Raw genomic sequence first — 21,688 nt, 5'->3', positions numbered from 1 at the left:
GTTTAAGGGGTTGTTAACCTCATAATTTGCCATACTTTGGAGAAGTAACCCACCTTTGTATGCCTTTAAATATGGTGAGTATGGCGATTTATGTTACTTTAGAGGGGAAAATCCCTAGAACCCCAATAATGGAAATTATTTCCTTATAAAATAGTAACAATGCAGTTGAAAGGTCTAAATAGTAAATATATAGTGTCACAATGACATAAAACAGGTTCTTCAATGTTGGAATACGATATTAATCAATTTAAGAATCCGCTTTTCACAGTGGACAGTGTATTATTTACTGTTGTTGAAAGTGAACTTAAAGTACTAATGGTCAAACGGGCTAATGAGCCCTTTGCTGAACGATGGGGTTTGCCAGGTGGTTTTGTTGATGTAGACAAAGACGACAACACAGACATGACTGCGCGAAGAAAACTAACTGAGAAAACAGGTTTGTCACCTCGTTATCTCGAGCAGCTACAGGTTTTCTCTGGCATTAATCGTGACCCCAGAGGCTTTAGTGTTACCTCGGCCTATTATGCCCTTGTGGCTCACCAACCTGTCCAACCAAGTATTGATACCGTGGAGCAAGCAAAATGGATAAGTTTGTTTGGGCTTAAGTCCTTAGCTGTTGCGTTTGACCACAAATACATCATAGACATTGCGCATAAACGTTTACAGCAAAAAGCCCTGTATTCCATGGTGCCTGTGTATTGTTGCCCAGAGCAATTTACCGTAGGTCAGCTAAAAGATGTAATTGAAACCATCATAGAGAAAGAAATACAACGTAAAAGCCTTATGAGGCGGATTGACTCATCAGGTATGTTCGAGTTTGTGGATGAAAAAGTTAATTCCGGAGGCCGATCAGCGCAGTTATATAAAACCAAAAAGGACGTCAGCATGGCTCATTTTGAACGTAATTTCAGTATATGAATATGCAAAAACCATTAGTAGTTTATATCGATATGGACGACGTTCTGTGCGACTACAAGAGCGCACATAGTACCAAATTGGCAGCCAATCCTGGAATCACTTTTCCGCAAAGTCAATATGGCTTCTTTGCTTCATTACAACCCATTGAGGGTGCGATAGAAAGTGTAAAAGCCCTTATTAAAGATAAACGGTTTTCACCTTACATTTTGACAGCACCATCATATGTAAACCCTCTTTGTTACACTGAAAAAAGGGTGTGGATTGAAACGTATTTTGGCTTGGAATTCACAAAGAGACTGATAATTAGCTCTGATAAATCCTTATTTAAGGGAGACGTCTTGATTGATGACAATGCATTTGGAAAGGGACAAGAAGGGTTTGAAGGCATGATTTTTCAGTTTGGAAACCCAGAATATCAGAATTGGAAAATGGTAATGAAAGGACTTCTTGAATTGGTAAAGTAGTGAAAAATGCCACCGTTAAAGTTGAACCTGAGTTGCTAACTTTACGCTTTTGGGGGACGTTATCGAAATCAATAATCCTATGAATTTTTATTCAAAAAAAATTTCAGATTTCGATAATCAATGTTGAATTAAAATCAGGATTTAATCCACCCGGGTAACCTTTGGGGTTGCAAATGACTCTACAACCATTCACCGAATAATCAGAAGTATTATGAAGATGGCCATGCAACCATAAACATGGTTCATAACTATTAATTAAACCTTCAAAGTTGGATACGTATGCCGACGTAAGTACATCATTTCTATAGTGCTCTGGAGCAGACAAAACAGATGGGCCATGATGTGTTATAACGACGTTTTTTTGGGACCGGTGTTGCTCAAGTTGCTCCGTCATCCATATTTGCGACTTTTTGTTGATAAGGGCTGTATCAATAGAGCGTATTTTGGAATAACCCGGCAACCGCTTTATCTTCTTATAGTCGTTCATATTCTGTTGACACTGATAGCCAGATAACCGTGGATTGCCAAAAAGCTCAAAGTCAGTCCATAAGGTACAACCAAAAAAATTCACATCAGCAATTTTGAAAACATCATTTTCCAATACATGAATATTTGTTCCTAAGCTTTGCTCTTTTAATTTATTGATTAGTTTAGGGTATGTTTCTCCGTAGAATTCATGATTACCTAAAACATAAAGGGTTGGCTTCATTTTGATGGTGTCGAGCGCCCATTCTAGCCCGCGATTTTTTGTGTGAATATCTCCAGCCAGAACAACAACATCACACTCTGTTTCTTCGTATTGATATTTACCAAATTCTAAATGTAAATCACTGAGCAATTGAATCTTCAATATTAAGCCTTCGAAAATAAATTAGTTACATAGCTTGAGATTGAAATTAAAAGCATATAGATACGGTACGCCGATAATCACCCACTCAAGAGCTAAACAATGCAGTTTACGATAGTGTGACTATGGCATCACCAACATTGATCTTAATTATATCGCCTGTATTAACGCCTAAAAATTCGACAGACTCTTGACTTAATTCCATGAAATGCCGGCCACGTTTAGATGCGTAAACTAATCCTGGATGAACGTGACTACCTATCGGTAGTTCCGAGTCGCGGATCTTATCTAGTTCAAAACAAAAGTCAGCACGTTCTGCTTGTGTCGATTCACTTTCGTTTATATAGGTGTCCCACGTTGGCTTTGCAGTAATCATTTTTTCATGCCAGAAAGCGCCAAGAAGTTCCTTCGAACAACGCTGGCAGAGGTCTACTTCGAACACTTTCCCATCATCCTGGCCACTGCTATAGCCACAGTTTCTAGTAATGCTAAGATATTCGTGAAACTCAGATGGTTGTTTTTCTTTATCGGCAGCAACACCACATTTGTCACACGTAATTAGGTTGCATTCTTTCACTTCAACTACTTGATAAGTTTTCAAAATTTACCTGCTGAATTTGTACTTTTAGTATAATTAATTGAGTTCTTTTGGTGAGAGCTCATTGAGTACGTACTAATAATTGCGCGTTTTTTATTGAATTAAGGTTTGCACAACCGCTCAATAAAAGTAGTTAACTCACTCACGCTAAAAGTTTCAATTTCTCCTCTGGTAAGGCTTCTTGCAGTGGAAAAGGTTACGCCTAACTTGTGAGCCACGCGCTTGATTGGTATTCCACTAAAATCAATTTGTTTATGAAGTTCGACCATCAGGTCAGAACGCAATTTGTCATTAGCGGCATCCTCGATGTTTCCGGCAGTAACTTCAAAAATATTATTGTATTCTAATTTCATAGTGTAAATAATTGACGGCACATTGGTCAGCATAAAGTTTACACAATTATTTTTGAGCACGCTGCATTACTAGGCCACCTTTTCACATAAAAAAACTGATTATTCAATTCGTAATAATAAACATTATTACGAATTGACGAGATGTACTTGTCTGTGTACGCTACCCTCTATGAAATATCATCCCATCACAGACACTTTCAAGCTATTGCCTCAGCAACGAGCATTGTTGGACTCTCCCGAGTTTGCGCATGTTTACCCCTCTTTGGATGACTACCTAAACAAAATGGCAAGGGACGGCATTGCTGCGCGCAAAGACCTGGCCTTGTTGCTTCACTTTCTGGTTAGCGTGGTGGGTAATTCAAAAGGCACACAAATGCGCTTTCGAAATGAAGCTGAACGCTTTGTGTTGTTTTGTTGGAACGAAAAGCATAAGTCAATTCTCGAGCTAGATACCGAAGACATCCGGGATTACATTGATTGGATTTGGTCACCGCCCAAAGCGCTGATTTCGGATACCACGATTGCCAGTCGCTTTAAAGCTAAGGCGGGTTCTGATATACGCACAGTGAATAAAACCTGGCGACCATTCGTCCTTCGACAGTCCAAAGCAAACCGTAAAACTAATGAGTTCATTTCACCAGAGCGCTCTTCTTTAGACAAGCCTAAAAGCCGCTACAGTCTTAATCAAACCTCATTGCAAAATTCTTATGCCTCCTTGAATGTGTTTTTAAAGGAGCTATGGGGATCAGAGCACATTGCGCGAAATCCCATTAGTTTGGTGAAGAAAAGCTGCAAATACATGGTGAAAGGCAATATCTATAAGCCACCGCATACATTAGACGATGAAACCTGGCAGCTGTTTGTGGATACGCTGACGTTGGCAGCCGATGAAAACCCGGCTTATGAGATGCATCGATTTCTTGTTCTTACGTTAAAAGTTCTATTCTTGAGGATTTCAGAACTGTCGCATCGTGATTATTATACGCCCATATTTGGGCATTTCAGACAGGACTCCAGTGGTGAAGGCTGGGTTTTAAACATTATTGGCAAGGGCAAAAAAGAACGCCTGGTAACGGTGCCTGACGAGTTTATTGATAATGTCCTTATTCGCTATAGAGAGTCGTTAGGCCTGTCTCCCCTGCCCCATATTGACGAAAACACACCCATTATGCCGTCACAAAAAACCGGTCAACCGCTTCATCAAGATAGCCTCAATAATATGGTAGAAGAAGCATTTAATTTGGTGATCAAGTCGTTGGTTAAGAAAGAAAAAAAGGAACAGGCTCACGCCATTGCTGGCTCCTCTTCCCATTGGTTAAGACATACTGGCGCCACGCAGGCATTAGGTGAAATCAGCGAAACCATGCTAGCCGAAGAGCTTGGCCATGCGAGTGTCAAAACTACGGTTGAGGTCTATGTAGCACCGGCACACAGGGATCGTATTAAAAAAGGCGTGTCAAGAAAGCTCTAACGAACCGACAAAAATTGCCTCAGGCTGTGTAAAAACGAATATCCATGACTCAAGTTTATTCCTTTGGATTTATTACCCAGATTTAAACCTATTGGGAACTTTAATTTTTATGGACAACAACATTTGTGCAAATGTTTTTGCTTGAGAATCTAATTTAACAGAGGCTGTACCACCACCACCAAGTGCTTGTGTTATAAAGAAATTAAGCCCATTAATGCCGGGAATTTCATAGCGAGTTACATTACCTTTAATTGTATGAGCAAAATAGCTAGCAATAACCTCAGCGGTAAGTTGTTGAGATAAAACAGCCATGTATTCTGGCTTTCTGGCAATAACACCAATATTAGCGTTATCTCCTTTATCACCACTACGAGCATAAGCAAGCTTCTCCAATATAACTTCTTGCCAATTCGCCTGGGGAGTTGACAATTCTAACTCTTCTGCTGAGAATTTAAATAATGCTGGCTTTTTACTCGTTGAGTCAGGTTCACTTAAGTACGTTTTATTTATTATTACATTTTCATTTAATTGCACCGTAACAGGTATTTGTGATTTATCTATTAAAGTAGAATGAACACGCATTAACGGCAAAGGCTTAACTCTTGATATGCCAAAAGCGGTCATACCAGGTGAGGCTGATGTTGCTAAATAGGCAAGTTCAGCTGAGGCGAATGTTAAAGCCTTACGGTTTTGATGATGCAAACCATATTTAGCCATTACTTCACGTGGTGAAACATCTTGTTTATGCGGTCCGTAAGTATCTTCTGCTCCAACAATTTCGATACTCACTTGCTCATACTTTCCTAAATTATTCTCGACAAAATAATTCTCTGTTCGTTTTACCCAAGCATTCAAGTTTGCTCTTGCTTTATCAACTGCTCTTAAACCAGCCATATAAAATGTACCCATTAAACGGTAACCGTCTATATAGGTAGCACATACTTTATATTTACTGCCGGGAGAACGCCCTTTTGCTCCCTGCACTTTTACCTGATTTTTACCAATTTGATTAAGTTGAACATTGCTCCAATCACAAGCAACATCAGGTAATAAATAGTTAGCAGGATCGCCTATTTCATAAACAATTTGTTCTGCTACTGTTGCCACCGACACCATCCCTCCTGTATCGGGGGGAATGGATACTATAAAGTCGCCATTTGAACTAACATCGGCAATAGGGTAACTCATATTAGAAAAATCAGGCACTAAATGCCAATCTGTGAAGTTCCCCCCAGTACATTGAGCACCACATTCAAGTACATGCCCAACTAATGCACCTTGTGACAATTTATCATAATCGGTGGCTTTCCAGTTAAACTCATGAATAAGTGGCGCCAACATAACAGCACTATCAACAACTCTACCCGTTACAACAACATCAGCACCCGCATTAAGTGCATCCACAATAGGTTGAGCACCTAAATATGCATTTATGCTTGATAATTTTTCCGGTAAGGGTTCGCCACTCTGGTTTTCTGTTAGTTTTTCAATGGGTAACTCAGATATTTCACTTGATAAGTCATCGCCATAAACCCCTGCAATATTTAATGAAAGATCTAATTCTTTACAAAGACTCTGTAATGCTAAAATACAACTAGGTACATTAACACCACCCGCATTGGCAATTACTTTAATACCTTTTTCAGCGCAATCCGCTAAAACATCTTTCATGGCGACAGTAACAAAATCAACGGCATAACCAAGGTTTTCATTTTTAGCTTTTGCTTGAGATAAAATAGCCATAGTCACTTCCGCTAAATAATCAAAAACCAAATATTGAATATCACCTGAATCAACTAATTGGCGTGCAGATAATTGACTATCACCATAGAATGCTGAAGCACAACCTATTCTAACTTGTTTATTTGTCATAATAATCTCTTGTTAATCAGCATGTTGTTCTACGGTTATGTTTAATAATATTTGTTTTGATTTGACTTGCTGACCCTTTTCAACATTTATCGCCTCAACAACACCATCAACCACTGATTTCAATTGATGTTCCATTTTCATCGCCTCTAAGATGCCTAAGGTTTGTCCTTTAGTTATTACTTGACCTACTTCAGCTAAAATATCAACAATAGCGCCATCCATTGGTGCCCTAATTTGTCCGCCACCTTCACTATGCTCTACATCAGCTGGCTTATTAGAGACATTATCAAAAATAAAATGTCCTAAACCATCATCCAAATATAATCGTTGTCCATCGAACGCATAGTGATACTTGTTTCGAATATTCTGTTCAAGAAAGACACATATGCCTTGCGTAAGGTTGAGTTGAGAGTCTACATCGATTATTGCAATTATTTCTTCATTTACGCTGACTTGAAATTTACCACTATCAAATTGCTCAGTTGCCAAATGTAGGTTATAAATATCACCATTAAACGATAACTTTAGCGCATAATTTAATACTGCTGAACTAGCCCAGTCGAGTTTATTAGGCGATTGATTTACTAATAAATGCTGTTTATAAAATAACACTGCAGCTCTTGCTAAGGTTTTTTCACTAGGCTTATCTTGAGCCATGCTAAAGTCATCAGTAAAGTGTTGTTCAATAAAAGCTGTTGTTGCTTCGCCTTGAGCAAAAATAGCGTTACTTAATATATTTTTCAAAAACAGTTTGTTGTTATTGACCCCAAGTAAAGTTGTATCTTGAACAGCTGACTTTAAACGTCTTATCGCTATATCGCGGTTTTCTCCAAAAGAGATAATTTTAGCCAACATGGGATCATAAAACTGACTAACTACCTGTCCTTTTTGGATACCTTGATCAACGCGCACACCTTCTCTGTTTTCATTTGCGGGGGTATACCAATCTACAACTGTACCGGTTTGAGGCATAAAATCATTTCGCGGATCTTCAGCATATAAACGAACTTCAACAGCATGCCCTGATAGTTTGATTTGCTCTTGAGATAAAGGTAGCTCCTCTCCAGCAGCAACTAGAAATTGCCAGTGGACGAGGTCTACGCCTGTAATGAGTTCAGTAACGGGGTGCTCTACTTGCAAGCGAGTATTCATTTCTAAGAAATAAAAATTATTATTTTTATCCACTAAAAACTCAACCGTACCCGCCCCTTTGTATTCACATGATTTGGCTGCATCCACAGCAGCCTGTCCCATTTCCTGACGAAGATCTTCGCTAACAAATGGAGATGGAGCCTCTTCAACCACCTTTTGGTGGCGTCGTTGAATCGAGCAATCTCGCTCACCTAAATAAACAACATTACCAAAGTTATCCGCAAAAACCTGAATTTCAATATGTCTAGGCTCTATAATCGCTTGTTCTAAAATCAATTCACTACTACCGAAAGCAGTTTGCGCTTCAGATCTTGCCGTTTTAATGTTTTCTATTAAATCTTGTTCTTTTAAGACTAAACGCATGCCTCGGCCACCACCGCCAGCAGATGCTTTGACCATAAGCGGAAAACCTATCTCTTTTGCTTTTTCAACTAAAACATCAATTGTTTGATCGGCCCCTTGGTAACCTTTTATGCAAGGCACACCGGCTTCAATCATTGCAATTTTAGATAGACGCTTACTTCCCATAAGTTCTATAGCACTAGCATCAGGACCAATAAACGTAATTCCAGCGCTTGCACAAGCTTTAGAAAAATCAGCATTTTCAGATAAAAAGCCATAACCCGGATGTATTGCTTGAGCACCCGTTAATTTTGCTGCGTTAATGATTTTCTCGTGTGATAAATAAGATTCCGCCACATTTGAAGCCCCTATATGTACGGCTTGATCAGCCTCATGTACAAATAACGCATCGATGTCGGCATCGCTGTAAACAGCAACAGTTCTATAGCCTAACTGACGAGCAGTACGAATCACCCTGACGGCAATTTCACCACGATTGGCAATTAAAATTTTATTAAATTTGTTCATTATTTTTCAGCTCATTGTTATAAGGTGGAATTAATTTACCCAGCTAGCAGGACGTTTTTGTAAGAACGCAGCTGTGCCTTCTTTGCCTTCCCCCTTTAGTGAGTTGCAGAAATAACTTGCAGCTTCATCTAGTAGTTGCTCATGTTCGACTAAACCAACTTGTAAAATTAATTTTTTAGTTAATGCATTAGCTTCTGGTGCACAAAGCATGATTTTAACGATAACATTTTTCAATTGAGTTTCGAGTTCATCTTGATTTTGAGTAACATAGTGAACAAAGCCTAAAGCTTTAGCTTCTTCACCATATATAGACTCACCTAGTAATGTTAATCGCCTTGTTTGCATTAAACCTATTCTAGATACGACAAAAGGCGCTATTTGCGCTGGAACGATACCGAGACGAGTTTCAGGCATTGCAAATTTAGTATTAATATCAGCAATAGCTACATCAGAAATACACGCCAAGCCAATCCCTCCACCTAGTACAACGCCTTCTAATACAGTAACAACCACTTGAGGGGCACTATTGACAAGGGTTATCATTTTTCCAAAGCTTCGATTAAAGAGCCACATAGGATCATGAATTTCTGATGCCCCATCAAAGTTCATTCCTGAAATATCACCACCAGAGCAAAAATTATTTTCAGCTCCTCTGATAACAATAACCCGAATAGAGCGTTCATCTTTGACGCAATCAACAACGGAAATTAATTCATTTACTAAGGCAAGGTTCATCGCATTTTTTTTATGTGGTCTATTCAAGGTGATATATAGAACACCTTCGCTTACTTTAGTGATTAATTCTTGGCAATCGGGCAACTTCATAATTTTTCACTTCTTATTTTATTAGAATCGAGCAATACCAAAACTGGTTGCATTAATAGAACGTTCTTGGGCTTCCCGGCAAAGACTCAGAACAAACCCAACAATAGAGCGTGTATCCCTAGGGTCAATAATGCCGTCATCCCATAAACGTGCGGTATTAGCTAGCGCGTGTGATTTTTCTTCCATTGCAGTCACTACATCTGTTTCTAGAAGATCTAGCTGCGCATTGTCCACTTGTCCTGAACGAGACATTTTAGCTTCGGCTATTGTTCGCATAACACTTCCAGCCTGAGCCGGTCCCATTACAGACACAACAGAGCGCGGCCAAGCAAACATGAAACGTGGAGAGATCCCCCGTCCACACATCGCATAATTACCGGCACCATAAGAGCCGCCAACAACAATGCTAATTTTGGGAACAGTCGCGTTAGTGACAGCTTGAATAAGCTTAGCGCCGTGTTTAATTATGCCAGCTTGCTCTGATTCTGTGCCAACCAAGAAGCCCGTGGTATTATGTAAAAACAATAAAGGCACACCAGATTGTTCGCATAATTGAATAAACTGGCCTGCTTTTGCAGCTCCATTTGCGGTAATAGGGCCGTTATTACCAATAACACCACAAGAATAGCCTTGAATATCAATATGTCCGCATATAGTCCCAATGTCATAATCTTTTTTAAAATCAACAAAGTCAGAACCATCACAAATGCGAGCAATAATTTCACGCACATCATAAGGTGTTTTGCTTTCAGTTGGTACAATGCCTAGAATTTCATCTTTATCATAGTTTGGCTCTTTAAAACTAGGGGCTTTTATTGCTGATACTTTGTTAGACCAGCCTAACTTATCTACCACTTCCCTAGCTATTCTTATGCCATCGGCATCATTTTCGGCTAAATAGTCTGCTGTTCCCGCAATTTCACTGTGCATTTGAGCACCACCAATTTCTTCATCAGTAGCAATTTCACCTGTAGCCGCTTTTAATAATGGCGGCCCTGCAAGGTAGACTGTAGATTGTTTTCGGATCATGATGACGTAATCTGATAAACCCGGCTGGTAAGCCCCGCCAGCAGTAGCACTACCATGAACAACGGTTATTTGTGGTACACCAGCGGCAGATAATTTAGCTTGAATAGCAAAGGCAGAACCAGAGAAAGCAAACCAATCACCCAATTGTTTTAAGTTCCCCCCGCCACTTTGAGCTAACGTTACAATAGGCAATTTGTTTTCTAATGCAATAGCCAACATACGTTGACGTTTTGCACTACCTAACTGGGTGACACTGCCACCCTTTGTTAAATAATCATCAATCATGATCATACAACGTACGCCTGAAATATAACCAATGCCTGCTATACAGCCACCACCTGCCGCTGAACCATCTTTATCACCCTCTTGCATGTAACCGCATAGCGTTGATAATTCAAGGAAAGGTGTGGCTAAATCAAGTAGCGCGGTTAATCGCTCACGTGGAGGTAATAATCCACGTTTAACGTAGCGCGGTGCTTTAGCTTTAGCTGCTTCAATAACACTCAATTCTATTTCTTTGAACTCAAGTACAGAATCGTACATTACCTGCCAATTATATTTGAATTGTTCAGATTGAGTTTCTAATTGTGTTTCAATAATTGACATTTCTATACCTTCCTCGAAGGGAATATCCCCATACCTTTGGCTATGATTGATAACATCACTTCATCTGCTCCACCCCCAATTGACATTAAACGAGTATCTCGATATGCACGAGAAACTGGGTTATCCCACATAAAGCCCATTCCTCCCCAATACTGCAAACATGAGTCGGTGACTTCTCTAGCCAAACGTCCGGCTTTTAATTTGGCCATAGAGGCTTTCATGGTGACATCATCGCCATTAACATAACTTTCAACGGCATCATAGGTTAATGCTCTTAGGGCTGAAATTTCTGTTTGCAGTTCAGCTAATCTAAAATAGACTACCTGATTATGTAAAATAGGCTTACCAAAAACGTGGCGTTCTTTCACATATTCAATAGTGTCTCCAATGCAAAATTCTAAACATTTTAGGTTGGCTGCTGCACTATATAAGCGTTCTTCTTGAAATTGCTCCATTTGATAAATAAAGCCCATACCTTCTTCACCCACAAGGTTTGCTTGAGGAACGCGTACATTGTCAAAAAACACTTGTGCAGTATCAGAAGAGCGCATTCCCAACTTATCTAGCTTTTCAGAAAAAGATACCCCTGGTAAATTCGTGGGAACGATAACGATAGATTTGTTCTTATGTGGGTTTTCGCCTTCTGTATTAAGTAATACACACAAGTAATCAGCTTGCGTTGAATTGGTGATCCACATTTTAGAGCCATTAATGATGTAATCATCACCGTCTTTCACAGCTTTAGTTTTGATTGCCGCAACATCGGAGCCAGCATGAGGTTCACTTACTGCAATAGAAAAAACGGCATCACCAGAAAGAGCTTTACTAAGATATTTTTCACGTAAAAAATCACTACCATATTTTGCTAATGCTGGGGTAGCCATGTCTGTTTGCACGCCAATCGCCATAGACACACCGCCAGAACGAATTCGACCTAGCTCTTCAGTAAAAACAATTTGATAACTGTAATCAAGGTCTAAACCACCAAACTCTATAGGCTTATTAATACCTAGCAACCCTAGATTCCCCATTTTTTTGAATAAGTCATGCGCAGGAAAAATGCCATCTTTTTCCCATTGATCACAATATGGGTTTATTTCTTTATCAATAAACTGGGATACCGTTTTTCTTATACTGTCGTGCTCTTGTGTGAAAATCATGACTCACCCCTTTTAAAGCCTTTAAAGTTACTATTTTCTTCGCCAATAACGACAACCTTTTGAAACACGGGTCTTGCTTTCATTCGTTGTAGATAAGCTACAACTTGAGGTTTATATTCACTATCAAAACCTAATAACTCTCCTAAATAGAGCGCGTAGGCAACTGCAATGTCGGCAACAGTAAATTTATTTGCACATAAAAACTCACGGTCAATCAAATGATTACTTAGTCGATTTAAACGTGCGATAAACCATTTACGGTAATCGTCTGCAACTTGTATTGCTCGTCGCTCTGGTTTTTCAAAAACACCATAACGTAAAGCAATTGTTTGCGGGAATGTCAGTGTGGCATCACTATGAAATTGCCAATTAAGGTAATCACCATATTCAGGATGTGAGGCTTCTAAACCAAAATCATAACGTTGGTAACGCTCAACCAAATATAGACCGATTGCTGAAGATTCAGTCATATGCGTTTGGTTATCAACAAAGTAAGGAATTGTGCCTAATGAGTTAATGGTTAGAAAATCTTTTTTAAATACACGGGGGGGGAAAGGTAATTCAATAAGTTCGTAATCGAACCCCATTTCCTCCAATGCCCATAGCGGTCTTAGTGAACGGGCATTATGGCAATGCCATAATTTTATTTTTGTTTTATTATCAGGTGTCATGCTCAAACCTCATACTGTCTACATGCTAAATCACGCATGATTTCTTCAGAGCCACCACCAATAGCGTTAACGCGAACTTCACGATAAAGACGCTCAACTTTAGAGCCGCGAATGTAGCCAATACCACCTAATATTTGCATTGCTTCGCGAGCACAAAACTCCATAGTTTGACTCGCTTGTACTTTTAACATTGCAATATCACCCGCGTTAGGCTTGCCTTGTTCTAATTGGTAAGTACATGTTTGCAAATAGGCTTGTGTTGCGTTAATACGTTGTTTCATATCTGCAATTTTATGACGTATAACCTGATGTTCACTTAGTGTTTTACCAAAGGTTTTCCTTTGTTGCGCCCATTCAACTGCTTCAGCCAAACAGACTCTGGAATAGGCTTCCATATTCACAACTAAACCTAATCGCTCTAGATTGAAGTTATTCATAATGACTTTGAAACCTTGGTTTACTTCGCCTAAAAGGTTTGCTTTAGGTACTCGTACATTGTCAAAATAAATAGTCGCGGTGTCTGATGCCCACCATCCTTGTTTTTTATCTAATGCTGTTCTTGTAACGCCCGCTAAATCAGCAGGTATAAGTAAAACGGATACACCCCTAGCGCCTTTTTCTCCCGTACGTACTGCGGTAGAGAACCAACTTGAATACATACCACCTGTAATATACGTTTTAGAGCCATTTACAATATAATAGTCACCATCACTTTTAGCAGTAGTGGTTAGCTGGGCTACATCTGAACCCGCACCAGGCTCAGTAACCGCAAGTGAAATTCTTTTCTCGCCACTTAACACAGCAGGCCCAACTTCTTGCCTAATATCTTCATTCGCAAATTTTAATACGCTGGGTAAAGAAATGCCGTGAACAGACAGCGCAGCAGTAACTCCGCCAGCCCCAATGCGAGCCAGCTCTTCTTGAACAATGTGGCCATACCAAATATCTAATCCCTCAGATAAGCCGCCATAAGCTTCTGGATAACCAACTGCGAAGATACCTACCTCAGCAGCCTTTGGCCAAAGTGAATCAGGTATTTTCCCGCCTTCATCCCATTCTTCTGCATATGGCATAATTTCTTTATCAATAAAACGCCTCAGCTGCATTCGCCATTCTTCATGAGAAGGCGTTAAAAAGGGGTTGGTTAAACGTGCACTATCGAAGTCTAAAGACATTGCTCACTCCTGATTAATTAAGGTCATTGGTGTAGTTGTCTAATGTACTAAATTCGAAAAAATATGTTTTCTTGGGGGAAATAGAACACATTGACAACAAATTTTTTTGTTTCCTATTTAGTGAGTGCTATATATTATTGCTATCGGCCAAAATCATTTCAGCCGCTTTTTCGCCAATCATAATTGTGGGGGCATTGGTATTTGCAGAAATTAAAGAAGGCATAATAGATGCATCAACCACACGTAAAGATTCGATACCATAAACTTTCAAACTGGCATCAACTACCGCCATATCGTCATTACCCATTTTACAAGTGCCTACAGGGTGGTATACATGCGATGCTTTATCGCGTATAGCCTGAGCTATCTCTTCATTTGTTTGACAATCTTTCCCTGGAAAGAGTTCTTCGCCCTTATGCTGGCTGTACGCTGGCATATTAAAAATTTCTCTCACTTTTCTAACCGCTTTGACCAATACATCAATATCATAAGGATCGTCTAGCAAATTGAGCTGAATAAGCGGATCAGAGGCTGGATTAGCATTGCGCAATGTTACCTGGCCAATGCTTTTCGGGCGACAGACATTGAGCTCCGCGGTAAAACCATGTTGGAAGAATAAATCAAGATTACGTCCATGATCATCAAACAAAATTGGCACATAATGAACCTGAACATCAGGCACTTCAACATCATTAGAAGACTTCAAGTAACCACCAACGCGAGTAATAGAATGTCTTAATGGGCCTTTTTTACCTAAAGCAAACTGTATAAGTTCTTTGGTACGTGTCGCTAGTGCGCCTGGAGATAATGAAAAACCATCTTTTTTCAAGCTACTACACACCACAGATACGGTAGGATGCTCTTGTAAATTTTTTCCAACCCCTTTTAAGTCATGTACACATTCAATACCAAATTTTTCAAGTTCATCTTTATCACCAATACCTGAAAGCATTAATAATTGTGGTGAATTAAATGTTCCACCACTAACAATAACTTCCTGGCTGGCAAAAGCTTCTTTCAACTCTCCTTGTTGTTGGTATTGAACTCCCACCGCTTTTTTATTCTTGATTAAAATTTTGCTTGCGTGTGCTTCAGTGATCACGGTTAAATTTTTACGTTGCAATGCAGGCTCTATAAAGCATTTTCGAACGCCAGCTCGTTGACCATTTTTAATAGTAAATTGGTAATTACCAATACCTTCAAGCTCATTGTCATTAAACTCATTTCTAAATGGCACACCTGCTTCTTGAGCCGCTGTAATGAACATATCTTCAAGCTTGTAATAGTTCCTGTCTACACTTGAAACTGATAACAAACCTCCTTCTCCGTGATATTCATTGGCACCATTTTCATTATCTTCGGATTTTTTGAATATGGGTAAAACATCTTTAAAACCCCAGCCTGGGTTGCCTAACGCTGCCCAATGATCATAATCACTACTATGCCCACGAGTGTAAACCATTGCATTAATTGAGCTACTACCGCCAAGCCCTTTACCACGAGGACAAAACTGTCCTCTGCTGCTTGTACCAGCGTCCGGTTGACTATTAAAGGCCCAATTAAATTTTCTCATATACATATGAGCACCGAAGGCTCCCGGCGTAGAAACAAAAATAGAACTATCTGCGCTTCCAGCTTCTATTAAGCAGACTTTATTATTAACGTTTTCACTTAAACGATTAGCAAGCACGCCACCAGCACTGCCACCACCAACAATAATGTAATCAAACATAAAGCTTCCCCATACCTAATTTGGAAATTATAAAAATCATTTTCTGTTTTTTAAGAAATCATGATTTTTGTTGTTTATATTTACTTGCCGTAAAGCGTCACTACAACCGCACCGCCTAAACCTACGTTATGCTGCAGAGCCAGTTTTGCACCTTCAACTTGGCGATCACCTGCTTGACCTCTTAAATGCCACGTTAATTCCGTACATTGTGCTAAGCCAGTTGCGCCGATAGGATGGCCTTTTGACATTAAACCGCCCGATGGTCCAATAACAAACTTACCCCCATAAGTATTATCTCCATTGGCAATAAACGCTTCCGCGCCACCTTCAGGACATAAACCTAAGCCTTCATAGCTTATTACTTCATTGGTAGTGAAACAGTCGTGCAACTCAATTACATCAATATCTTCCGGGCTTATGCCTGCACTGTTATATACTTGTTGGGCCGCTATTTCGGTCATGCCTTTACCTGCGGCATAAATAGGGTCTTGCCAAGATTTTTCGGTATCTGTTGCCATCGCTTGCGCTAAAATTTTCACACCATTGCTAATACCATGTTTTTTAGCAAAAGCCTCGCTACAGACAATCGTTGCTGCTGCGCCACACGTTGGAGGACAAGCCATTAAACGAGTCATATACCCATCGTAAATAACTTTGTCATTTAACACTTCTTCAAATGTTAATGGCTTAGTAAACATTGAATAAGGGTTTTTAACCGCATGGCTACGAGACTTAGCTGATACTTTTGCAAATATGTCTGCTTCAACATTGTATTTATTCATATAATGTCTCCCCGCAGCGCCAAATGCTTGTAATGCCAAAGGTCCTTGTGGCGCATTAAATTTTTCTAATACAGGAACTGCGCGATCAAATGGACTTTCTCTATCATCCCAATGTGAGCCTAAAGCACCTGGTTGCATTTCTTCAAAACCAAACGCCAATGCACAATCAACCTCGCCAGAAAGTACAGCTAGACGCGCTAAAAACAAAGCGCTAGAGCCGCTCGAACAGTTATTGTTAACGTTAATAATTGGAATACCGCTTTGAATAACGTCATAAAAAGCATGCTGAGCACAGGTACTATCTCCATAGATGTATGCACCGTATGCTTGCTGAATTTGCTTTGCTTGAATACCGGCATCAGTTAAGGCTTCGTTAATTGCCTTAGCTGCCATTACGCGATACGGTTCTTGCTGACCTGGTTTACAAAATTTAGTCATGCCTACGCCGGCTACAATTACACTACTCATTGATTTATTCCTCTTCTTTTTTACCAAAAACGCCGTCAACAGTAAGTTGATCAAATTCGTCTTGGCTGAATGAAAATTCATTCATTAAAATATTATTATTTGCGCCCAATTCCACACCTTTAAAACGATAACAATGCTCACTTTCAGACATGTTAATTGCACAGCCAACTTGTGATATACCCTCAACATTGACAATCATATTGCGATCTTGAATTAGCTGGTGATTGCATGCTTCCGCTAGCGTTAATACAGGCTCAACACAAACGTCTAGCTCTCTAAAAAACGCTTGCCATGTTGTAAAGTCTCTCGTTTTAATAATGCCTTGAAGCAGAGTTTTAAATGCTGTTTGATCTTCGATTTTTGGAGACATGGCTAAATCTATTGATGCGGGAATTTCGAGCGCTTTACATAAACCTACTCTAAATTGAGGCTCTAAACCGCCAATAGAAAAATAACGTTGATCAAGCGTTTCATAGTAATCATAAAACTGCTGACCATTTAATAGCTCTTGCTCTGGCCCCGTTTCTTTATTAGAGCCGAGATAACTAGCAGCAGACATAGCATTTAAGGTAAATACTGCATCAGTGATACTAATATCTATATATTGCCCTACACCTGTTTCTAAACGCTGAACAACCGCAGCAAGAACACCTGCCACTAAATGCATCGAGCCACCTGCAACATCCGCAATTTGGATGCCTGCAGGTACGGGCGATTGGTTTTTTCTTCGACTGTAATCTTGAATACCAGCAAGCGCTAAATAATTATTGTCATGCCCCGCCCTATTTTTATAAGAGCCTGTTTGACCATAGCCTGTTAATGAACAATAAATTAACTTAGGATTTATTGTTTTTAATACGTCATAACTTAAACCAAGTTTAGCCATAACACCTGGACGAAATTGCTCAATGACAACGTCATACTCACAGATGAGCTTTTTAACAACATCTATCGCTTTAGGTTTTTTTAAATCAAGTCCAATAGATTTTTTTGAACGATTTAAATAACGGTGCACATAAGATGAGCCATCATCCTTCTCACCTAACTCCCGAGTTAAATCAAGACGCCCTGGGGCTTCAACGCGCAAAACTTGCGCGCCTAGGTCTGCCAAAACTAATGTCCCAAAAGGGCCAGGAAGCAAGGTTGAAAAGTCTAATATCTTTAAGTTTGATAATGCTGCCATAAGCGGCCTTTATTTGAAAAATAGCTATTATTAATACTTGAATTCAAAGGCACTAATCTTTGATTAATTCACGACTAATTATTTCTTTCATTATTTCTGACGATCCGCCATAAATACGCTGAACTCTTGCATCGGCATATTCACGGGCAATACGGTATTCTGTCATGTAGCCATAACCTCCAAAAAACTGTAAACACTCATCTGCCACTTTTCCTTGTAATTCAGTAGAATGCAACTTGGCCATTGAGGCAGTAACAGCATCAAGCTTGTTGTCAGCTAAAAGTGTAATACATTGATCCATAAAAGCTTTTTGCACACGAACTTGCGTTGCCAAATCTGCCAATTTAAAACGAGTGTTTTGAAAATCAGCCACACGTTTGCCAAAAGCGTTACGCTCTTTGACATATTCCAAAGTAATATCAAGCATACCTTCTGAAGCGGCTTGTGCACCAACGGCTAACCCTAATCTTTCACGAGGCAGCTCTTTCATCATCGTGATAAAGCCAAGGTTTTTTTCACCTAACAATGCATTATCAGGAACAAACATATCGTTAAAAAACAATTCAGAGGTGTCTTGTTGATGAATACCTAATTTGCTTAATTTTTTACCTTTAACAAAGCCTTCGGTTTTTGTTTCAACAATAAATAATGAAACACCTTTAGCACCCGCTTTAGGGTCTGTTTTACAGGCCATAACAACAATATCGCAATGCTGACCATTTGAAATAAAGGTCTTACTACCATTGATGATATAACCACCCTCGACTTTCTTAGCGGATGTTTTTATTTCTTTTAAATCACTACCCGCACCGGGCTCTGTCATACCAATAGCACCAACACACTCACCGCTTGCCATTTTAGGTAAATAAGTTTGCTTTTGCTCTTCTGTTCCCATATTTAATATATAATGAGCCACGATACCGGCATGAACACCAATACCACCCCCCGCTATGGCACCGACACCACGGCGATAAAAATTATCATAAATTAAAGCTGCGAACTTGAAGTCAACTCCAAAACCACCATACTCTTCGGGTATGTCAACACATAACAAGCCAGCTTCACCTAATTTATTCCAAACTTCCCTAGGCATCCATTTGTCTTCTTCCCATTTTTCATAAAATGGTTCAATTTCTTGATCTATAAACTTATTTATAGATTCTGAAAAAATACGTAAATCTTCATCAATCCAACTACAATAAAAAGGTAACATGTCACTCTCCTACATTCTTAAACCGCCACCAACAACCGTCATTTGGCCACTGATGTAATTTGATTCTGGCGTACAAAATAAATACACCCCGTCGGCTGCTTCGGCTGCTGTTCCACTGCGCCCTAATGGGATCATTCTTGCAAAACCTGCACTCACTTTTTCGGGGATGCCAACACCTACTTCATTACCATCAATAACGATGGTTTTCTTTTCATCTGTTGCTTCTGTTAACCGGGTTTCGATAACACCAAAAGCAACACCATTAACATTGATTTTATGACGACCAAGTTCTTTTGCTAAGGTTTTGGTCATTCCGGATAACGCAGATTTCATAGAAGAGTAATTAACTTGCCCTATGTTTCCATATTCACCAGCAATCGAAGATATATTGATTATTTTTCTGAAAACCTCTTTTCCTGCTTCAGCTTCAGATTTTGCAACAGGAATTACTGCTTGCACAAAAGCTCTGTTAAGTTGAAACGGTGCTTTGAGGTGAATTTCGTACATAGCATCGAACTGTTTATCTGATGCTTTATGAATCATTGCATCCCACGTATAACCAGCATTATTAATAAGGATATCGGGTACGCCAAAAGCGCTTACAGCCTCAGCTATAAATCTATCAGCAAAGCCTTCTTGGGTTACACTGCCGACAACCGCAATAGCCTCCCCCCCTTTAGCCTTAATTTCTGCAACTGTTTCGTTAGCTGGCACTTCATCTAAATCATTGATAACCACCTTTGCACCTTCACTTGAAAGCTTCAGTGCTAAGGCCTTACCTATACCTCTTCCAGATCCTGTAATCAGTGCTATTTTTCCTTCCAATTTTCTATTCATAATCATTTCTCATTAAAATATTCACTTTAAGTTCTAGTTAAATTGATAGTGGCAAGACCAGAGATTTTAATATCTCCCGTGTTTTCGTCTTTCGCCTCGACCAATATTTCAATTATTTTTTGTTTATCAACGATATCGATTTTTTGTATAATGCCGGTGCAAATTATTTGTGCGTAAACAGGCGTTATGGACATAAACCGCACATCTATACTTTGTATACAACGCTGATCAACCCAGTTGGTAATCAAACGTCCCAAATAAGCCATTGATAACATCCCGTGCGCAAAAACATCATCCAGCCCCGCCTTTTTGGCAAAATCGATATCAATATGAATAGGGTTAACATCGCCAGAAGCTCCGGCATATAAAGCTAATGTAGTCCGAGATATTTTGCTTGTATTCAAAACTGGTAAATGGTCGCCAACAATAATTTCATCAAAAAGAATCATTCTATTTCCCCTTCGTTTTCCACACGCTTAATTTCTTATTACCAATGTTGTTTCTAAATCAGCAACATGTTCACCACTTTGGTTTTCAACCTTGGTTTTTTCAATTAAAAACTCTAACGCACCACCTTTTTTTGCATATATATCTTCAACATTTGAATAAAAAGTAAGTTCGTCGCCAACTACTGCTGATTTAAAATAAGTAAAACTTTGATTTGCGTGTAATAACTTCTCTAAAGAAACACCAATATTTTGATAATTTTCAAACGGCTTTGGCACATCCATCTTTAAGCAAAACAAAAAAGTGGGTGGGACTGGCAATGAATCGTATCCAGCTTTTTTGGCCGCTAGCTCATCAGTGTAAATTGGGTTATCTTCTGCTATCGACTTAGCAAAATTAATCAGCCGTCCTTTTTCTACACTCGCAACGACAGGCTCGAACGACTTCCCTACATCCTTTAAGTCCAACATATAAACCTCTTATTTTACAATAAGTTAAATTGAGTTAAAAACATAAAAACACTTGGTACATCACTATAAAATAACGTGTTTTTGACTAGGCCTATAGGGTGGTAAGTGCCATTTTTTAAAATAAATTGGCGTATAAAAACAATGGGTATGCTCTCATTAGTTGCTGCTGAATTGTTAATAGCCCCCTTACCCGCCTCTTAAACACATATTTGCCTCCTGCTGAAGATGGTATGTCATTGTTTCCTTATTGACATAAGGGTAACCAAAACTTCAATTTCTCTCGTGGCCGGGCACACTGCGTTAAAAAATAAATAGCTGCACTCAAATTGCAGATTAATCACCCTTGGACGACTCCTTTTGGCGACCCAGGTTCGGGTGGAGGTATTTTGCTGACCATAGCGGGTAAACGATGGCATCAATACCATTTCGATCATCAAAGGCTATTCCCGCGACCGGCGGCCAGAGCTGAGCCCAAGTGATACTGGACCTTACCTCTGAAAAGCGCCCACGTACGCCAATATATGAAACCCGCCAGCAGCAGCAAT

General features: G+C 39.5%; 20 protein-coding genes. 3 read left to right on the top strand and 17 right to left on the bottom strand.

Going from position 1 to position 21,688, the window contains the following annotated elements:
• The first annotated feature begins 222 nt into the window (after window positions 1-222).
• Both ACYVIL_RS18970 and ACYVIL_RS18965 read left to right on the top strand, forming a co-directional pair.
• Window positions 223-918 carry an NUDIX hydrolase gene (locus ACYVIL_RS18970; RefSeq protein WP_191867379.1) on the top strand — a complete coding sequence of 232 codons (696 nt, stop codon included), beginning with the start codon at window positions 223-225 and terminating at the stop codon, window positions 916-918.
• Between the two features lie 2 nt (window positions 919-920).
• Window positions 921-1,382: a 5' nucleotidase, NT5C type gene (locus ACYVIL_RS18965; protein ID WP_191867380.1), complete on the top strand. Its 462-nt coding sequence runs from the start codon at window positions 921-923 to the stop codon at window positions 1,380-1,382.
• 103 nt (window positions 1,383-1,485) lie between these two features.
• On the opposite strand, the gene ACYVIL_RS18960 is transcribed toward ACYVIL_RS18965, so the two are convergent.
• The 3 genes from ACYVIL_RS18960 to ACYVIL_RS18950 all read right to left on the bottom strand — a co-directional run bounded on the left by ACYVIL_RS18960 (window position 1,486) and on the right by ACYVIL_RS18950 (window position 3,240).
• On the bottom strand, window positions 1,486-2,232 hold the full coding sequence (locus ACYVIL_RS18960) for a metallophosphoesterase (RefSeq protein WP_191867381.1): 747 nt from the start codon (window positions 2,230-2,232) through the stop codon (window positions 1,486-1,488).
• A gap of 106 nt (window positions 2,233-2,338) precedes the next feature.
• Entirely contained in the window at window positions 2,339-2,830 is a 492-nt protein-coding gene (locus ACYVIL_RS18955) for a hypothetical protein (RefSeq protein WP_460314173.1), read from the bottom strand.
• A gap of 98 nt (window positions 2,831-2,928) precedes the next feature.
• Entirely contained in the window at window positions 2,929-3,240 is a 312-nt protein-coding gene (locus tag ACYVIL_RS18950) for an XRE family transcriptional regulator (protein WP_460314171.1), read from the bottom strand.
• Between the two features lie 109 nt (window positions 3,241-3,349).
• Here ACYVIL_RS18950 and ACYVIL_RS18945 point away from each other — a divergent pair, with 109 nt between their 5' ends.
• Window positions 3,350-4,651 (top strand): tyrosine-type recombinase/integrase, encoded by a 1,302-nt coding sequence (locus tag ACYVIL_RS18945; protein WP_191867384.1) that lies wholly within the window; start codon window positions 3,350-3,352, stop codon window positions 4,649-4,651.
• 72 nt (window positions 4,652-4,723) lie between these two features.
• Here ACYVIL_RS18945 and ACYVIL_RS18940 read toward each other — a convergent pair whose 3' ends face one another.
• The 14 genes from ACYVIL_RS18940 to ACYVIL_RS18875 form a co-directional block, all read right to left on the bottom strand.
• The gene (locus ACYVIL_RS18940; RefSeq protein ID WP_191867385.1) at window positions 4,724-6,523 is read right to left on the bottom strand and encodes an acyclic terpene utilization AtuA family protein; all 1,800 of its coding nucleotides are present in this window, start codon (window positions 6,521-6,523) and stop codon (window positions 4,724-4,726) included.
• A 12-nt stretch (window positions 6,524-6,535) separates the two neighbouring features.
• Window positions 6,536-8,545, bottom strand: coding sequence for an acetyl/propionyl/methylcrotonyl-CoA carboxylase subunit alpha (locus ACYVIL_RS18935; RefSeq protein ID WP_460314169.1), 2,010 nt, complete (start codon window positions 8,543-8,545; stop codon window positions 6,536-6,538).
• 30 nt (window positions 8,546-8,575) lie between these two features.
• The gene (locus ACYVIL_RS18930; protein WP_460314167.1) at window positions 8,576-9,370 is read right to left on the bottom strand and encodes an enoyl-CoA hydratase/isomerase family protein; all 795 of its coding nucleotides are present in this window, start codon (window positions 9,368-9,370) and stop codon (window positions 8,576-8,578) included.
• Window positions 9,371-9,391: 21 nt separating this feature from the next.
• The gene (locus tag ACYVIL_RS18925; protein WP_460314165.1) at window positions 9,392-11,005 is read right to left on the bottom strand and encodes an acyl-CoA carboxylase subunit beta; all 1,614 of its coding nucleotides are present in this window, start codon (window positions 11,003-11,005) and stop codon (window positions 9,392-9,394) included.
• A 2-nt stretch (window positions 11,006-11,007) separates the two neighbouring features.
• The gene (locus tag ACYVIL_RS18920; protein WP_460314163.1) at window positions 11,008-12,165 is read right to left on the bottom strand and encodes an acyl-CoA dehydrogenase family protein; all 1,158 of its coding nucleotides are present in this window, start codon (window positions 12,163-12,165) and stop codon (window positions 11,008-11,010) included.
• Window positions 12,162-12,836: a glutathione S-transferase family protein gene (locus ACYVIL_RS18915; RefSeq protein WP_460314161.1), complete on the bottom strand. Its 675-nt coding sequence runs from the start codon at window positions 12,834-12,836 to the stop codon at window positions 12,162-12,164. Before ACYVIL_RS18915 ends, ACYVIL_RS18920 begins: the two co-directional genes overlap by 4 nt.
• Window positions 12,837-12,838: 2 nt before the next feature.
• Window positions 12,839-14,011, bottom strand: coding sequence for an acyl-CoA dehydrogenase family protein (locus ACYVIL_RS18910; RefSeq protein WP_460314159.1), 1,173 nt, complete (start codon window positions 14,009-14,011; stop codon window positions 12,839-12,841).
• A 127-nt stretch (window positions 14,012-14,138) separates the two neighbouring features.
• Complete coding sequence (locus tag ACYVIL_RS18905) at window positions 14,139-15,743, bottom strand: GMC family oxidoreductase (protein ID WP_460314157.1); 1,605 nt, start codon at window positions 15,741-15,743, stop codon at window positions 14,139-14,141.
• Window positions 15,744-15,823: 80 nt separating this feature from the next.
• On the bottom strand, window positions 15,824-16,993 hold the full coding sequence (locus ACYVIL_RS18900; protein WP_460314155.1) for a lipid-transfer protein: 1,170 nt from the start codon (window positions 16,991-16,993) through the stop codon (window positions 15,824-15,826).
• 4 nt (window positions 16,994-16,997) lie between these two features.
• On the bottom strand, window positions 16,998-18,176 hold the full coding sequence (locus ACYVIL_RS18895; RefSeq protein ID WP_460314153.1) for a CaiB/BaiF CoA transferase family protein: 1,179 nt from the start codon (window positions 18,174-18,176) through the stop codon (window positions 16,998-17,000).
• A 52-nt stretch (window positions 18,177-18,228) separates the two neighbouring features.
• Window positions 18,229-19,389: an acyl-CoA dehydrogenase family protein gene (locus ACYVIL_RS18890; RefSeq protein WP_191867394.1), complete on the bottom strand. Its 1,161-nt coding sequence runs from the start codon at window positions 19,387-19,389 to the stop codon at window positions 18,229-18,231.
• Between the two features lie 9 nt (window positions 19,390-19,398).
• Entirely contained in the window at window positions 19,399-20,226 is an 828-nt protein-coding gene (locus ACYVIL_RS18885) for an SDR family NAD(P)-dependent oxidoreductase (protein WP_191867395.1), read from the bottom strand.
• 26 nt (window positions 20,227-20,252) lie between these two features.
• A complete protein-coding gene (locus ACYVIL_RS18880; protein ID WP_191867396.1) occupies window positions 20,253-20,675 on the bottom strand; it encodes a MaoC/PaaZ C-terminal domain-containing protein in 423 nt (140 codons plus the stop codon).
• Between the two features lie 27 nt (window positions 20,676-20,702).
• On the bottom strand, window positions 20,703-21,143 hold the full coding sequence (locus ACYVIL_RS18875; RefSeq protein ID WP_191867397.1) for a MaoC family dehydratase N-terminal domain-containing protein: 441 nt from the start codon (window positions 21,141-21,143) through the stop codon (window positions 20,703-20,705).
• Window positions 21,144-21,688: the final 545 nt, after the last annotated feature.

The sequence above is a fragment of the Aliiglaciecola aliphaticivorans genome (assembly GCF_054782055.1).
Note: the sequence above shows the minus strand (reverse complement) of the source record. Positions and strands in the feature narration are given on the sequence as shown.

What these genes read in the sequence shown, in the direction of transcription:
- ACYVIL_RS18970 (WP_191867379.1), top strand. Translation starts at nt 223, where the DNA reads ATGTTGGAATACGATATTAATCAATTTAAGAATCCGCTTTTCACAGTG.
- ACYVIL_RS18965 (WP_191867380.1), top strand. Translation starts at nt 921, where the DNA reads ATGCAAAAACCATTAGTAGTTTATATCGATATGGACGACGTTCTGTGC.
- ACYVIL_RS18945 (WP_191867384.1), top strand. Translation starts at nt 3,350, where the DNA reads ATGAAATATCATCCCATCACAGACACTTTCAAGCTATTGCCTCAGCAA.
- ACYVIL_RS18940 (WP_191867385.1), bottom strand. Translation starts at nt 6,523, where the DNA reads ATGACAAATAAACAAGTTAGAATAGGTTGTGCTTCAGCATTCTATGGT.
- ACYVIL_RS18935 (WP_460314169.1), bottom strand. Translation starts at nt 8,545, where the DNA reads ATGAACAAATTTAATAAAATTTTAATTGCCAATCGTGGTGAAATTGCC.
- ACYVIL_RS18930 (WP_460314167.1), bottom strand. Translation starts at nt 9,370, where the DNA reads ATGAAGTTGCCCGATTGCCAAGAATTAATCACTAAAGTAAGCGAAGGT.
- ACYVIL_RS18925 (WP_460314165.1), bottom strand. Translation starts at nt 11,005, where the DNA reads ATGTCAATTATTGAAACACAATTAGAAACTCAATCTGAACAATTCAAA.
- ACYVIL_RS18920 (WP_460314163.1), bottom strand. Translation starts at nt 12,165, where the DNA reads ATGATTTTCACACAAGAGCACGACAGTATAAGAAAAACGGTATCCCAG.
- ACYVIL_RS18915 (WP_460314161.1), bottom strand. Translation starts at nt 12,836, where the DNA reads ATGACACCTGATAATAAAACAAAAATAAAATTATGGCATTGCCATAAT.
- ACYVIL_RS18910 (WP_460314159.1), bottom strand. Translation starts at nt 14,011, where the DNA reads ATGTCTTTAGACTTCGATAGTGCACGTTTAACCAACCCCTTTTTAACG.
- ACYVIL_RS18905 (WP_460314157.1), bottom strand. Translation starts at nt 15,743, where the DNA reads ATGTTTGATTACATTATTGTTGGTGGTGGCAGTGCTGGTGGCGTGCTT.
- ACYVIL_RS18900 (WP_460314155.1), bottom strand. Translation starts at nt 16,993, where the DNA reads ATGAGTAGTGTAATTGTAGCCGGCGTAGGCATGACTAAATTTTGTAAA.
- ACYVIL_RS18895 (WP_460314153.1), bottom strand. Translation starts at nt 18,176, where the DNA reads ATGGCAGCATTATCAAACTTAAAGATATTAGACTTTTCAACCTTGCTT.
- ACYVIL_RS18890 (WP_191867394.1), bottom strand. Translation starts at nt 19,389, where the DNA reads ATGTTACCTTTTTATTGTAGTTGGATTGATGAAGATTTACGTATTTTT.
- ACYVIL_RS18885 (WP_191867395.1), bottom strand. Translation starts at nt 20,226, where the DNA reads ATGAATAGAAAATTGGAAGGAAAAATAGCACTGATTACAGGATCTGGA.
- ACYVIL_RS18880 (WP_191867396.1), bottom strand. Translation starts at nt 20,675, where the DNA reads ATGATTCTTTTTGATGAAATTATTGTTGGCGACCATTTACCAGTTTTG.
- ACYVIL_RS18875 (WP_191867397.1), bottom strand. Translation starts at nt 21,143, where the DNA reads ATGTTGGACTTAAAGGATGTAGGGAAGTCGTTCGAGCCTGTCGTTGCG.